Below are 12,588 nucleotides of genomic sequence, written 5' to 3'. Positions count from 1 at the left end.
CTTTGTCTTTCGCGTCTCTGAGGCCCCCGATTGAACGAGTGTTTGGTACCTGTGGACTGCGTGCCTGTAAGGGCAGTTTTTCGCTTTACCCTCACCAAGTGCCTTGATGAGATGGCGGCTTATGTGCGCAGATGTATTTTAAGTCAAGCCCAGAAAGAGGCCAAAACCATGCGCAGCACACTTATTTCACTGATATTTCTAGCCGCCTGCAGTAGCGAAGCCAATCACCTTGGCAATCCGTTGCTGTGGCCCGTCAACGCCCTGACATCCGCGACTGAGAACGCGATCTATAACGAACGGCGGGGACGCGTCGAAATCGCGGTAAAATCCACCTTTGACCAGATCATCCCCGAAATCATGGCAGGCGGCGGTCCAGCGATCAGCACCGCGATGGAAGAAGCAGGCATTCCCCTGCAGGATCGCCCTGCCCGTTTGGTCCAGTTACGCGGTGACATCGGGATTTACGACAACAACCCCGGCGCGTTAGTTACTGCGCTGATGGTTTACAGTTCTTAGTCACAGCGGGTCCATCCGCCCTTAGCGCCACGATCAAGGCACCACCCTGCTTGTGTCTTCGCATCGTACAACTGGTTGCCGAAGTCGAAGGAGACGGAGGACGGAATGCAGTCGAGCGCTGCAATCTCTTCTCCGGCTTTGCGCACAGTGATGCCGCCGTATTTCTGCGGATTGTCCTGACGTTCGGCGCCCATGACGACCACATATTCGTAGCCGCCGTTATAGAATGTAATCGTTTCCCATATGGTGTTCCCAACGCCCGGCCAAGGTTGGTAGTCGACATCTGCAGCCGGTGTGGTCAGCACGAGATCAGACATTTCGTTGAGATTGCCGTACGCATAGGTCACATCCGCGCCGTCCAACCGGACCGACACCATCTTTGAATTGTTTTCCATGGCGCAGAACATCAATTCGGTCGTGTCTGCATGGCTCATGCTTGCAGTCGCGATAACCACGCTTGCCGCCAAGGCGCTTGGGCGCATCATAGATCCTGCCCCGCCATGTATTGTGATGACGCAAGACCAAGCGCACGGCTGATCCCTTCGAACATTTCATCAAAGGCCACAAACAAAGCTGTGTTCAACGCCTGCCCGTCTTCGGTTTCGGAAAAGTCGATATAGGCCTGCAGTTCGGCGTCGCTGAGCGGTTGGTAGGCCATAAGCAGATAGGAATAGACCCATTCATAGGTATTCTTGCGGATTTCGGTTTCTTGGTTCCAGACGTCCGTCAGAATTTGTTCTTCTGTCAGATCTTGGCCAAAGGCCCCGCCATCCAACAAGCCCAGATAGAATGCGTAGTTTGCGTTCAGCGCCCCGACGACATTGGTTTCCACCAAATCATTGGTCTCGACGAATTCCTCGACCAAGGAAAACCGTGGTGTTTCATCGGCAATTGCGATGGCCGCCGCTTCTTTGCTGGCCTCTTCGATGTCTTCGTCCATCAAAGCGCGACGCGCCGCGACTTCTAAACCGACAACAGTCTGGCCAACTTCGCCTTCGAAAAATGCGATCAGACTGTCGATGTTCACATCACCCAAGGCCGCACCAAACTGCATTTCCAGCCCGTCGCGCATGGTGTCGTAGTCGTAAATCTGTGACACCGTTTCAGGCCAATCCGAAGACGTCCGATCCGGAAACAGGTCTTCAGCGATTTGTTCCCCGTATTCCAATCCTTCTTCGCGCATGATGGACACGATGGCATCAAGGTCCATGGCCGCAAACAGGTTCGCCACATCTTCTTTGGCCACATTGGCAAAGCTTATGGCAGGTGTCAGCGCGAGGGCTGCGGCGAAGGTCAGGCGGGTCAACATCAAGTAATCCTTTTAGCGATCTTTTGTTAAGATATGGCGGCCCTTGCGTTTTTCCAAGCGCAATACCCTTCAACTTGCAGCAATACGCTGACACGCCACAATGCGCTGCGGCTTTGCGTGACTTGGAATTCGCCGATAGCTTGCGTATCCTCCGGCCATGACAACAGGCATCAAGCATATCCCATGACAATCCGCCTTTTGCGCACGCTGGTGGCCGTGGCCGATACCCGCACATTTTCTGCAGCAGCCAACGAGGTTCGCGTTACACACGCAGCTGTCAGCCAACAAATGCAAACGCTTGAGGCTGACCTTGGGTTGGCCCTGTTCAATCGGGACACACGCACGCCCGAATTAACCCCAATCGGACACGACGTCGTCCGAAAGGCGCGTCAGTTGATCGCGGATTACGACAACCTTGCGCCGTCGGTACTGGGGGACGATGGATTAAGCGGCGTCGTCACCTTGGGTGCTTTACGGACTACTTTGACCGGCCTGACACCACACGCAATGGCACGGTTGAAGGACAGGTTTCCCGCGCTTGGCATCCATATTCGACCGGGTTTGACCGAAACCCTGCTCGCCGATATCTCGCGCGGGTCCGTCGATGCCGCGATTGTAACCCGTCCCCATTTGCTGCCCGCCGACATCGCTTTCAAAGACCTCGCCCGTGAACCTTTGCAACTGATTGCCCACGCCCAAGACCCGCTGGATGATCCGATCGCGTTGCTGCACAGTCGACCGTTCATTCGGTTCAACCGTCGCGCCGTGCTGGGGACGTTGATTGAAAACTGGCTGGTAGCAAACAAAGTGCGTGTGACGGAAGCCATGGAACTTGATAGCCCAGAACCGATCACAAGTATGGTGCAGGCGAACCTTGGCGTGTCAATCGTACCTGACCTGGTCGTCAAACCGCTTGAACAAGTTGCGGTAAAGCGGGTCGCATTGGGAACCGATGCGCCTACCCGATTGCTGGGACTGGCGTACCGCAAGGATCACATCAAAACCCGCTTGTTGGACGAAGTCTTTGCCGCATTGTCAGATGTGATCGCAGAAACGACCTAAATCACTTCGTCAGACCTGTCGTCGGTTTCGCCGTAGCGTTTGAGAACTGCTGGTTTTGTGCCTACGTACACATGCGCAATATTGGCGGCGATCTTTGCGTTCTCACGTTCGAACAGGCAGTCGCCGTTCATATCAGAGGCCACGATGAACGGTCCCATCCGATTGCATTTCAGGACCCACATTGCTTGCGCGATCCCAAGTTCTTCGTTCCAGTGCACAGCTTCGACGCTTTCGACGCCACGCCCCAGCAGCGCGCCTGTCCCATATCCAACCGTAGATAAATAGACCGCCCCGTTGGGGACGAAATAGTCCTTGTAGTCTTTCGACGTCATTCCGCCTTTGCCCACGATCAACTTCGCGCCGGTTTTGGCCATCCATTCAGGTAACCATTTGGCAAAGCGAAACGATGCGGTAGCGGTCACCGCGCCCATGTCAAAGCTACCGTCTGGATTGATCCGTGCTGCAGGCGAACAGTGGAAATTCGCGGCAGACTGGCTTGGCAATTCCATCGGAATGTTCGCTTTGTCTTCAAGCGCGCGCATGTAAACGCCTTCGCGGGCTGTATACATGAGGCCATCAAGATAGACGATGTCGCCAAGCCGCAGATCAGCGATGGCTTCGGGGGTTGGGGTCGTAGACAGGCGGACTTCACGAATGGTCATTCTGCGGCCTCCAGTACTGGGGTCCAATCGACGGTTTCGCGTCTTTGGTAGGGTGTAAACCAATCGGGGTCCGTCCGATGTTCTACACGCCCGTCAGGGAATATCCGCGCCACGGCCCTGCGCGATGACAGACAGAACGCATGCACCGACATCGGCATCCCACCTGTGTGGCAGTAGCCCACCTCGATATTGCAATCGATGACCATGTTCTTACCGACAAAGCCCATGGCCCCCATGCCAATGGAATTCCCAAGGTCTTTGAATTCATCTTCCATCTTTGCAATCTCGGGATCGCTATTGCGTGACCCGACAATCCGCAACGTCGATGCCCGCTTGCCAAGCGTCATGCAGGTGTCTTTTGATCCGCCAAGCCCGATACCGATGATCGCTGGCTGACAGGCCAATCCCCGTTTTCCGAAAGCCATCAGACTATCGAGGTAGAACCGTTTGATCCCCTGAATACCATCCGACGGAAACAACATCCGGTAATCGGACCCGAACAGCCCGCCTTTGTGAACCGTGATCAGATCAATCCAATCACCATCCGGTTCAAACCCGTATTCAATTTCGGGCGCACCAATGCCGACGTTGTTGTTGTGATCCGTCCGCCAAAGTGGATGGACGCGATTGGGACGCAGTGGAACCCCGTTGGTGGCGCTGGCGGTGGCACGACGCAACGCGCCTTCCAACGCAAACATGCCCCCTTCGACGGCCGCATCATTTCCCATCTTCACAAACCAACGCGGCACGCCGGTATCGCCACACATCGCGCGGCGGTCTTCCTTCGCGGCATCGTAGTTTTCGAGCATTGCTTTAAGGACGAATGACGATAGATCGCCGTCCTCGGTACGTGCGGCTTCTTGCAGACCGTCCAGATAATCCTGCGGTATTTCAATGGCCGCCTTGTCCATCAGCGTTTCGGCGGTGGATTGAATAAGCGAGATAGGAATCATCTGATATCCTTTGTTGTACGGGTCATGGCACAGCCACGAGCGTTTCGGGCGCATCATCGGGCAGGATCGTCTCGCCCGGACGCACGATTGTGAATTGAACCGGTTCGCGCGAGACATTCACCGCATCGCCAGTTTGCTGCGCCACTGTGAAATCACTGTCTTCCATCGCGCCCGGTTCGGGATGGTCTTCACGGTAATGAGCACCGCGCGAATTTTCGCGGGCCATCGCCGCTTTGGTGATCACCTCAGAAACATCGCACAGTGACCGCAGGTTCAGCCAATCGTGCCACGTCAGGTTAAACGCCAGCGTATCGCCCGCCACGCCTACGTCCATTAGCTGATCCGACACAGCTGCGATCCCTTGCAAGCCGCGTTTTAGTCCAACCGCTGTCCGCATGACACCAACGTCGTCCCACATGACGTTTTGAAGATCTTGGCGCAGGGGGTGAACTAAGGCAGGATTACGGTCCAACGGATGGGTCGCGCGTGCGATTTCTGCCGCCAGAACAGTCTCATCCGGATCGCGCAGTGACGGCATTTGCCGGATATCGCGCCCCATCACGTCACCTGCGATCCCGCCATAGACAGTTGAGTTCGCAACGCCATTGCCACCTAACCGATTGGACCCATGTGCGCCGCCTGCATCTTCGCCCGCCACATAGAGCCCTTCCATTGCCGTGCGCGTGTCGACATCGACCACAACGCCCCCCATGAAGTAATGAGCGGTTGGCACGACTTCGACCTTGCCTGCCGCCAGATCAAATCCGCTGTCTGCACAGCGCGATACCATGCCTTTGAATTTCTTACGCACATTGTCCGGGCCCAGATGCGCCATCGAAATAAAGACGCCTTCTTGTGCGGGATCATTGGTTTTGCGCATCTCCGCGTAGATACCGCGGCTGACGACATCACGTGTGGCGCGTTCGCCCTTTGCGTCGTAATCAAACATAAACCGCGCTCCGGAGTGATTGATCAACTGACCACCTGCCCCGCGCAATCCTTCTTCCAGTACCGTACCGGTCATGCGGGTATGATCGCCGGCCAGCAGGCCCGTCGGATGGAACTGCACCATTTCCATATCGCGCAGCTTGAGCCCCGCCCGCAGCGCCATCGCCAAGCCGTCCATCGTCTTGTCACCGCTCGGCGTGTGGTACTTGTACATGGACGGACCGCCACCCGTGGCCATCAGCACCGTCTTGGCCCGCACCAAGCGGAACCCGCCGGTGTGCATGTCGATGAACAAGACCCCCGCCAGCGCCGATCCATCTTTCGTGGGAATCAATCCAATCGCGCGTTGTTCTTGTAGTTTCTCGACACCGCTCGCTAGCACCTTTTCCATCAAGCGGTTGATGATTTCGATGCCCGTCAGATCACCCTTGTGGACGGTGCGATCCGCCGTTTGGCCTGCAAATGCCTTTTGATGCAAACTGCCATCGGGATTGCGGTCAAAAAAGCATCCGACCTCGTTCTCTAATTCGCGGACCCGCACAACGGCTTGTTCACACAATCGCCATGCCATGTCCTGATTGGGGAGCCATTTGCCCCCGTTGATCGTGTCCATGAAGTGCCGTTCAACTGTGTCGCCGCCGCCCATCGCGACGTTGTAGCCGCCCTGCACCATCCGTGTGCAACCACATTTCCCGATCAGCCCCTTCACAGCGATTGTGATCTTTGTCCCCTCAGGCGCTGTCTGCTGCGCGTGCAATGCCGCGAAAAGACCCGCGCCACCGCTGCCGATGATCAAGATACCCGTGTCGTGGCGATCAATATCGGTCAAACCCATTTTACAGCGCCTTCATCAAAAACAATGTTGCGACTAAAAATGACGCGGCGGCTGCCCCCGCGGCCAGTGTCTTTTGAGGCGGGCTCCACGGTAGCCATTCCAGCGCCATAAGGCGCAAGCCGCCAAACATATGTACCGCAAGCCCAAACACGAGACCAAACTCCGCGAGCTTCACGACAGTGTAGTCGGTCAAATGCAGGAACCCGTCAAACCCCGCCGGATCATTTAATGCCATCGCAAGCACCCAGAAATGCAGCGGCAAAAAGACAGCCAACGCAACACCTGAGACGCGATGCAGAATATAGGCAATCCAAAGAGGATGGGCGCGTGGCGGCATTTTCATAGCGCCCCTCCGAATGTCACAGCCCAGACCGCGCGCGCGCCTAGTGCGAACAGCCCCAGACCGGTGACCCACATGAAGGCGTCTAGCCCAATGCCCTTTAGCCCGCCCCATTCATGCGCAACGACGCGCAAACCGATTGCAGCGTGGATGCAGACGGCAACAACAAATGTGCCATAGAACATGAACCATGCAGCAGAGCCTTGGGTCCGCCCCAGAATCTCGGCCGTGCTCAGCCCGTCTTGGACGGCGATGATCATCACGGCCAAATGTCCAATAACCAACGGAGCCATCAAAAGCGCTGTGATCCGTTGCAATATGTAAAGGCGCAATGTCAGCATCAGCGCCCCCTTTTGAAAAAGGATTTAGCTGTGGCCCGCTTCAATCCGGCGATGGCCGTCATCGGATCAAGGTCGTTGGGGCAATAAGCAGTGCATGACCCCATGGAATGGCAATTGTGGCATCCGCCCTGACCGGAAACCGCATCAAGGATTGCCGCTTTGTCTCCGTCTTTGGCGTCATTCAACACCGTCCACGCCCGTTGAAGCGCTGCTGGGCCAAGGTAATCATCGTTACCCGTCACCGTGTCACAGGCCGCGTAGCAAACGGAACAGTTGATACATTCGATCCCTGCGTTTGCGACAACGCGTGCGGCAGATGTTTCATCTACTGGGGCGATGGGATCATCACGTGTCGCTGTTGGGTGGTGCACCCCTTCTGCCGCAATCCATTTGTCAAAGAAGGGATCCATGTCGACGACCAAATCTTTGATCACAGGCAAGTTCCGCAGCGGTCCAATCGATACCGTACCCCCCTGCAAAACCTTGGATATATGCGTCCGGCAGGTCCACCGCGGCACACCGTTCACCATCATCGCACAGCTTCCGCACATCCCAACGCGGCACGCGAACCGGTAGCTTAAGGTCGGATCTGCGTTTTGCTGAATCCACGACACCACATCCAGTACGGTCTGATTAGCCGTCGCAGGGACATCAAACGTGTCGTCGCCCGCCGCACCGCGCGCAATGGTCACTTTCAACGTCGATGGTGTCATGCCCTACACTTCCCAATTGGTCAGCCGCGCTGCATACTTACCAAAATAGCTGTGCTTTATAAATCCACATAACGCTTAATCAAACTGTAAGCGTTACTGACAGAAAGCCATCCGCGCATGACAACTGACCTGCACACTGCCCTTCAGTCTCGGTTTCAAGATCACAGGGACGTACCTGATCAATTACCGGGTGCTGAGGTTCTGGCAGGTATGGCGGACCGTGGATCGTGTCGTGCCTTTACAGATCAACGTGTACCAACAGAGGTGCTTGAAACGCTTTGCGCCGTTGCATTGGCATCCCCGACAAAAAGCGATCTGCAACAGCGCGATATTGTGTTGATGACATCTGCGGGGCCACGCAAGGAACTGGCAGATATGGTCACGACGCAACCATGGGTCACTGGTGCGCCAATGATCGCCGTCTTCTGTGGAAATAACCGGCGCCAACGACTGAGCCACGCGTGGCACGACATACCATTTGCGAACGATCACCTTGATGCCTTCTTCAACGCGAGTGTGGACGCAGCCATCGCGCTGGGCGCATTTGTGACGGCTGCGGAATCAATCGGGCTCGGATGCTGCCCTATCAGCGGAATCAGGGATCAGGCGGCAGCTGTGTCACGGCTTCTGAATCTTCCGCAACATGTGTTTCCAGTGGCTGGCCTGGCCGTCGGATATCCAGCAGCACCGAAGGTGATTTCAAAACGTCTGCCATTGGCTGCGACCGTCCATCGGGACACGTATCAAGAAACGGACCTTCAACAGACGGTCAATGCCTATGATACGGATCGCGCCCTGACCCAGCCTTACGCACAACAACGCTATGAAGATCGTTTCGGAACAGCAACCGCATATGGATGGTCCACGGACAAGGTTCGTCAATACAGCGCACCGGAGCGGGCCGATTTCGGGGCGTTCATTCGCGCGAAGGGATTTAATCTGGATTAGCATGATTTACCAAAGAAATAGGGCTTAGTGATTTCTCACTAAGCCCTTGAATTCTTTGGCTCCGACGGTAGGGATCGAACCTACGACCAATTGATTAACAGTCAACTGCTCTACCGCTGAGCTACGTCGGAACACTGTATGCGCGGTCTATAACGATGCGTTTTCGGCGCGTCCAGAGGGTTAAATTGCTTTTTTCACTTTTCTTGCAATTTCCCTGTCAGTCAGTCCGCGAAAAGACGGCTTCGGGATGCAGCCTTTCATCCACGGCAACTTTGTTTTGTACATACAAATCAACAAGATGGGCGAATACATTCCGCCCCGCGATCACATGAAGGCGCGGGTGCAAATCGGTATAGATTGCCGTCACAATTTGGCTGACGCTGTGCGGGCCGTCTTGCAGTGTCGCCAAAATTTGGGCGGTGCGGGATTCTCTGTGGTTGATCAGTTCGGTTAGGCGGGCATGCGGGGCACTGATCGGCGCGCCATGGCCGGAATAATGCACGCGTGCAGGGATTTCACGCAGCCGCGCACATGACGCCAGAAAGTCTGTCATATCCCCATCGGGCGGCGACACCAGCGAAGTTGACCAGCCCATCACCAGATCACCCACAAAAATCGCGTCATTCCACCCGAGTGCGATGTGATTCCCCAGATGTCCGGGGGTGTGGATCACAGACAGGTCCCATCCCTGCCCTTTGATCACATCGCCATCCTTGACCAGCTGATCGGGTGCGAAGTCGTGATCCAGCCCTTCGCCGCCACCTGCCATGCCGTCCTTTGCCAATGCCGTCATCACGGCACTGCGCCCCGCAAAGGTATCCCCGAATGCAATAACAGGCGCGCCAGTGTGATTGGATAGTGGTTTGGCGAGCGGTGAATGATCCAAATGGCTATGCGTGACGACAATATGGCTGACAGGCCGACCATCGATTGCGGTAATCAATGCTGCCAAGTGCGCGTCAGTTGCGGGACCCGGATCAATGACCGCAATGCTTTCACGGCCCAATAGATACGTATTGGTGCCAGGCCCTGTCATGGGCGACGGGTTCGGTGCCAAAACGAGACCCAAGTCTGGTTCTAACACCGTAAGTTGACCGGCTATTGCGTGAAAATCTGAATCTGGCATCGCTTGTGACTTTTTGTTTGGCGCTGGGCGGGTTAGCCTGCTGCAATGTTTCTAGGTTGGATCAAAAACGCAATGCCGCGTGGCATTTATGGCCGCGCCGCCCTGATTTTGGTGCTGCCTGTTGTGACGCTGCAGTTGCTTGTGTCGGTGGTGTTTATTCAACGCCACTTTGACGGTGTCACGGAATCAATGACCAGTGCCATGGCGATTGAGTTGCGGTTCCTGCAATCCCAAGTCAACGGCGCTGTCGATTACGAAGCGGCCCGCGTGGCGCTTGATCGTGTAACAACGGGACTAGAGCTGACAACCACCCTGCCCGCCAGCCCGATGCTGCCCGACGATGTTAAACCGTTTCAGGACCTGACAGGTCGCAAAGTGATTACCAACCTGCGTGAACAGGTCCCTGACGTTCTGCGCATTTCGCTTGCGGAACGGCGGGTTGTGACGCTTTGGCTAGAGACGAACAAAGGGCCGCTCGAGGTTTCATTCCGCCGCAACCGTGTTTCGGCGTCTAACCCCCATCAGCTCTTGGTTATTATGGTTGTGATGGGTGCAATCATGACCACCATCGCCTATTTCTTTTTGCGCAATCAGCTGCGCCCGATCAAACGCATGGCCGCGGCAGCAACAGATTACGGTAAAGGCCGTCTGACCAATTTCAATCCAACTGGTGCGCTTGAAGTCCGTGCCGCGGGCATGGCGTTTCTGGACATGCGCAACCGAATTGAACGTCAGACGCAAAGCCGGACGATGATGCTGTCAGGCGTCAGTCATGATCTTAGAACGCCTCTGACACGTATGCGGCTTGGCCTGTCGATGCTGGACAACGAAGACGTCGAACCGCTGATTAAAGACGTCGATGAAATGCAGCAGTTGCTCGACGGATTTCTTGATTTCGCACGCAGCGACGCTGCAGATGTGCTTGAACCCACGGATCCAGTTGATCTGCTTGATGCGGTAATGGAAGACGCGAAACGCAGCGGGCTTGCATTGACCTGCATTGAAACGGCTCCCGCAGGAACAAGCTTCGCGATGCGCCCCGATGCGATCCGGCGTGCGCTGGACAATCTTGTCGGTAATGCGCTGCGCTATGGCCAAACAGCGGAGATCAGCCTGTCCGTCACAGACCGTAGCGTCCGCTTCACGGTTGAGGACGATGGCCCCGGTATTCCAGCAGATCAACGTGATGAAGCAACACGTCCCTTCGTCAGATTAGATCCAGCGCGTAACCAAAACAAAGGCAGCGGCGTGGGACTGGGCCTGTCGATCGTTAGCGATATCGCGCGGACGCATGGCGGCATGCTGCGGCTGGGCGACAGCGAACGCTTGGGCGGACTAAAGGCGGATTTGGTTCTGGCTCGATAGCCAGCGTCAGAACAAACCCGATTCCCGGGCGATAAGTGCCGCGACAGTGCGGTTTGGCGCACCAATTTTGCGGTACGTGTTCTTGATGTGCAGTTTGACGGTGGGTTCCTGCACTTCCAGATCGCGGGCGATCTGTTTGTTCGTTTTACCTTCGGTCAAACCGCGCAAAACCTGCAATTCGCGCTTCGTCAGCTGATCAGCAATCGGATGCGGCGTCGCGGGTTCTTCAGCCGTCATAAATTCGACAGGCGCGTAGCGTTCGCCCATCGCCATAAACCGGACAGCGTTCACGAGCGACTTGGCAGGCAAGGATTTAGGGATGAAACCGGCTGCACCCAGCTCTAGCGCTTCTTCGGCAATTTCGCGGGTCGCTTCGCCTGAAATCAATGCAAAACGTTGATCGCTGCCAGACGCGATGGCCGTCTTAAGCCCTTCAAGACCATTCATGCCGGGCATATTGAAGTCAAGCAGCACCAAATCGAACGGGCCGTCCTGATCAAGTTTCCGCGTCGCTTCTTCGAATGTACCAGCAAGATCACTGGCGATTCCACCTTCGATGTCCAGAAACATCGCCAAGGTATCCCTGACGAGTTCATGGTCGTCTGCAATAAGAACTTTCATATCAATCCTTTAGCGACACCCGCGTCCGTGACACGAACATACATCAAATCATCAAACAACATCATGGGGAAATAAAACCGATACAACTCTAGGTAGGCATGCACGACTATTTTGTCGTTACAACCTATGTGCCAACCAAATGATTTCCCACATCTTCGTTGAGAACGATGACGAGGTAAAGTAAAAATACAATCAACTAAAACGTGATTACGCCTACAAAACCTACCCTTCTGGGTATCTCCTTATCCCAAAGTTCTTTTTACCGATTGCGGATTCGGTGCCAAAGTCGACGTACCGATAGAAGAGAGACTACCGTGCGTTTTTTATTACCCATCGCTTTTGCAGCCGTTTGCGGACCGACAATTACAACTGCAGAAGATTTCTTGGCACCGGTCGGGGATGTTATCCTCACGGTGGGTGGCGACATCGCACAGACCAACGTAGGCGAAACGCTGCAGTTCGATTACGCCATGTTGGAAGCCTTGGATGACACGCAAATAGAAACCAGCACCATTTGGACGGATGGTGTCAGTGTTTTCCAAGGTGTCTCGCTTCATTTACTAGCCGATGTTCTGGGGACAACAACTGGATCGTTGCAAGCAACTGCAATCAACGATTATTCAGTACAAATCCCAGTGACTGACGCGATCGAAGGCGGGCCAATACTGGCCTATTTGATGGACGGCGACCGCATGTCGATCCGTGATAAAGGGCCACTTTGGATCATCTACCCGTATGACAGCGCATCCGAATATCGATCCGAGGTCATATATTCCCGCAGTATCTGGCAACTCGACAGAATAGCTGTCGTCAAGTAACCCCGTAGGTACAAATATTTCTTGAACCTTT

Annotated in this window: 15 protein-coding genes and 1 tRNA gene; 5 read left to right on the top strand and 11 right to left on the bottom strand. The window is 55.2% G+C overall.

Features of this window, described 5'->3' with window-relative positions; translation table 11 throughout:
- The first annotated feature begins 168 nt into the window (after positions 1 to 168).
- Positions 169 to 516, top strand: a complete 348-nt coding sequence (locus tag AC0L7R_RS08880) for a hypothetical protein (protein WP_348106604.1) — start codon at positions 169 to 171, stop codon at positions 514 to 516.
- Here AC0L7R_RS08880 and AC0L7R_RS08875 read toward each other — a convergent pair.
- Positions 513 to 1,001, bottom strand: coding sequence for a hypothetical protein (locus tag AC0L7R_RS08875; protein ID WP_473656515.1), 489 nt, complete (start codon positions 999 to 1,001; stop codon positions 513 to 515). The genes AC0L7R_RS08880 and AC0L7R_RS08875 overlap by 4 nt on opposite strands.
- Positions 998 to 1,825, bottom strand: coding sequence for a DUF2059 domain-containing protein (locus tag AC0L7R_RS08870; protein ID WP_473656514.1), 828 nt, complete (start codon positions 1,823 to 1,825; stop codon positions 998 to 1,000). Before AC0L7R_RS08870 ends, AC0L7R_RS08875 begins: the two co-directional genes overlap by 4 nt.
- A gap of 183 nt (positions 1,826 to 2,008) precedes the next feature.
- Between AC0L7R_RS08870 and AC0L7R_RS08865 the strand changes: the two genes are divergently transcribed.
- On the top strand, positions 2,009 to 2,887 hold the full coding sequence (locus AC0L7R_RS08865; protein ID WP_473656513.1) for a LysR substrate-binding domain-containing protein: 879 nt from the start codon (positions 2,009 to 2,011) through the stop codon (positions 2,885 to 2,887).
- Here the strand turns inward: AC0L7R_RS08865 and AC0L7R_RS08860 are convergent.
- The 6 genes from AC0L7R_RS08860 to AC0L7R_RS08835 are packed head-to-tail and all read right to left on the bottom strand — an operon-like array spanning position 2,884 to position 7,679.
- The gene (locus tag AC0L7R_RS08860) at positions 2,884 to 3,549 is read right to left on the bottom strand and encodes a fumarate hydratase C-terminal domain-containing protein (protein ID WP_473656512.1); all 666 of its coding nucleotides are present in this window, start codon (positions 3,547 to 3,549) and stop codon (positions 2,884 to 2,886) included. The two genes, AC0L7R_RS08865 and AC0L7R_RS08860, sit on opposite strands and share 4 nt — an antisense overlap.
- A complete protein-coding gene (locus tag AC0L7R_RS08855) occupies positions 3,546 to 4,502 on the bottom strand; it encodes a fumarate hydratase (protein ID WP_473656511.1) in 957 nt (318 codons plus the stop codon). The genes AC0L7R_RS08860 and AC0L7R_RS08855 overlap by 4 nt, the downstream gene beginning before the upstream one ends.
- 22 nt (positions 4,503 to 4,524) lie before the next feature.
- The gene (locus AC0L7R_RS08850) at positions 4,525 to 6,285 is read right to left on the bottom strand and encodes an FAD-binding protein (protein WP_473656510.1); all 1,761 of its coding nucleotides are present in this window, start codon (positions 6,283 to 6,285) and stop codon (positions 4,525 to 4,527) included.
- Position 6,286: 1 nt separating this feature from the next.
- Positions 6,287 to 6,628 carry a succinate dehydrogenase, cytochrome b556 subunit gene (gene sdhC / locus AC0L7R_RS08845; RefSeq protein WP_473656509.1) on the bottom strand — a complete coding sequence of 114 codons (342 nt, stop codon included), beginning with the start codon at positions 6,626 to 6,628 and terminating at the stop codon, positions 6,287 to 6,289.
- On the bottom strand, positions 6,625 to 6,966 hold the full coding sequence (locus AC0L7R_RS08840; protein ID WP_473656508.1) for a succinate dehydrogenase: 342 nt from the start codon (positions 6,964 to 6,966) through the stop codon (positions 6,625 to 6,627). The genes sdhC and AC0L7R_RS08840 overlap by 4 nt, the downstream gene beginning before the upstream one ends.
- Positions 6,966 to 7,679, bottom strand: coding sequence for a 2Fe-2S iron-sulfur cluster-binding protein (locus AC0L7R_RS08835; RefSeq protein ID WP_473656506.1), 714 nt, complete (start codon positions 7,677 to 7,679; stop codon positions 6,966 to 6,968). Before AC0L7R_RS08835 ends, AC0L7R_RS08840 begins: the two co-directional genes overlap by 1 nt.
- A gap of 117 nt (positions 7,680 to 7,796) precedes the next feature.
- Between AC0L7R_RS08835 and AC0L7R_RS08830 the strand changes: the two genes are divergently transcribed.
- Positions 7,797 to 8,627, top strand: coding sequence for a nitroreductase family protein (locus tag AC0L7R_RS08830; protein ID WP_473656505.1), 831 nt, complete (start codon positions 7,797 to 7,799; stop codon positions 8,625 to 8,627).
- 56 nt (positions 8,628 to 8,683) lie between these two features.
- Here AC0L7R_RS08830 and AC0L7R_RS08825 read toward each other — a convergent pair.
- Both AC0L7R_RS08825 and AC0L7R_RS08820 read right to left on the bottom strand, forming a co-directional pair.
- Positions 8,684 to 8,758, bottom strand: a tRNA-Asn gene (locus tag AC0L7R_RS08825).
- Positions 8,759 to 8,844: 86 nt separating this feature from the next.
- Positions 8,845 to 9,753 carry an MBL fold metallo-hydrolase gene (locus tag AC0L7R_RS08820; RefSeq protein ID WP_473656503.1) on the bottom strand — a complete coding sequence of 303 codons (909 nt, stop codon included), beginning with the start codon at positions 9,751 to 9,753 and terminating at the stop codon, positions 8,845 to 8,847.
- A 45-nt stretch (positions 9,754 to 9,798) separates the two neighbouring features.
- Here AC0L7R_RS08820 and AC0L7R_RS08815 point away from each other — a divergent pair, with 45 nt between their 5' ends.
- Complete coding sequence (locus AC0L7R_RS08815) at positions 9,799 to 11,118, top strand: ATP-binding protein (RefSeq protein WP_473656502.1); 1,320 nt, start codon at positions 9,799 to 9,801, stop codon at positions 11,116 to 11,118.
- A gap of 6 nt (positions 11,119 to 11,124) precedes the next feature.
- On the opposite strand, the gene AC0L7R_RS08810 is transcribed toward AC0L7R_RS08815, so the two are convergent.
- Positions 11,125 to 11,739, bottom strand: a complete 615-nt coding sequence (locus AC0L7R_RS08810) for a response regulator transcription factor (protein WP_473656501.1) — start codon at positions 11,737 to 11,739, stop codon at positions 11,125 to 11,127.
- A gap of 314 nt (positions 11,740 to 12,053) precedes the next feature.
- Here AC0L7R_RS08810 and AC0L7R_RS08805 point away from each other — a divergent pair, with 314 nt between their 5' ends.
- The gene (locus tag AC0L7R_RS08805) at positions 12,054 to 12,557 is read left to right on the top strand and encodes a putative pterin-binding protein (RefSeq protein ID WP_473656500.1); all 504 of its coding nucleotides are present in this window, start codon (positions 12,054 to 12,056) and stop codon (positions 12,555 to 12,557) included.
- The last annotated feature ends 31 nt before the right edge of the window (positions 12,558 to 12,588 follow it).

The sequence above is a fragment of the Yoonia sp. D2-7 genome, assembly GCF_055809435.1.
Note: the sequence above shows the minus strand (reverse complement) of the source record. Positions and strands in the feature narration are given on the sequence as shown.

Bases quoted from the DNA above. Each gene is read 5' to 3' on its own strand.
- AC0L7R_RS08865 (WP_473656513.1), top strand. From the start codon at position 2,009: ATGACAATCCGCCTTTTGCGCACGCTGGTGGCCGTGGCCGATACCCGC.
- AC0L7R_RS08870 (WP_473656514.1), bottom strand. From the start codon at position 1,825: ATGTTGACCCGCCTGACCTTCGCCGCAGCCCTCGCGCTGACACCTGCC.
- AC0L7R_RS08810 (WP_473656501.1), bottom strand. From the start codon at position 11,739: ATGAAAGTTCTTATTGCAGACGACCATGAACTCGTCAGGGATACCTTG.
- sdhC (WP_473656509.1), bottom strand. From the start codon at position 6,628: ATGAAAATGCCGCCACGCGCCCATCCTCTTTGGATTGCCTATATTCTG.
- AC0L7R_RS08835 (WP_473656506.1), bottom strand. From the start codon at position 7,679: ATGACACCATCGACGTTGAAAGTGACCATTGCGCGCGGTGCGGCGGGC.
- AC0L7R_RS08815 (WP_473656502.1), top strand. From the start codon at position 9,799: ATGTTTCTAGGTTGGATCAAAAACGCAATGCCGCGTGGCATTTATGGC.
- AC0L7R_RS08820 (WP_473656503.1), bottom strand. From the start codon at position 9,753: ATGCCAGATTCAGATTTTCACGCAATAGCCGGTCAACTTACGGTGTTA.
- AC0L7R_RS08880 (WP_348106604.1), top strand. From the start codon at position 169: ATGCGCAGCACACTTATTTCACTGATATTTCTAGCCGCCTGCAGTAGC.
- AC0L7R_RS08850 (WP_473656510.1), bottom strand. From the start codon at position 6,285: ATGGGTTTGACCGATATTGATCGCCACGACACGGGTATCTTGATCATC.
- AC0L7R_RS08855 (WP_473656511.1), bottom strand. From the start codon at position 4,502: ATGATTCCTATCTCGCTTATTCAATCCACCGCCGAAACGCTGATGGAC.
- AC0L7R_RS08830 (WP_473656505.1), top strand. From the start codon at position 7,797: ATGACAACTGACCTGCACACTGCCCTTCAGTCTCGGTTTCAAGATCAC.
- AC0L7R_RS08875 (WP_473656515.1), bottom strand. From the start codon at position 1,001: ATGATGCGCCCAAGCGCCTTGGCGGCAAGCGTGGTTATCGCGACTGCA.
- AC0L7R_RS08840 (WP_473656508.1), bottom strand. From the start codon at position 6,966: ATGCTGACATTGCGCCTTTACATATTGCAACGGATCACAGCGCTTTTG.
- AC0L7R_RS08860 (WP_473656512.1), bottom strand. From the start codon at position 3,549: ATGACCATTCGTGAAGTCCGCCTGTCTACGACCCCAACCCCCGAAGCC.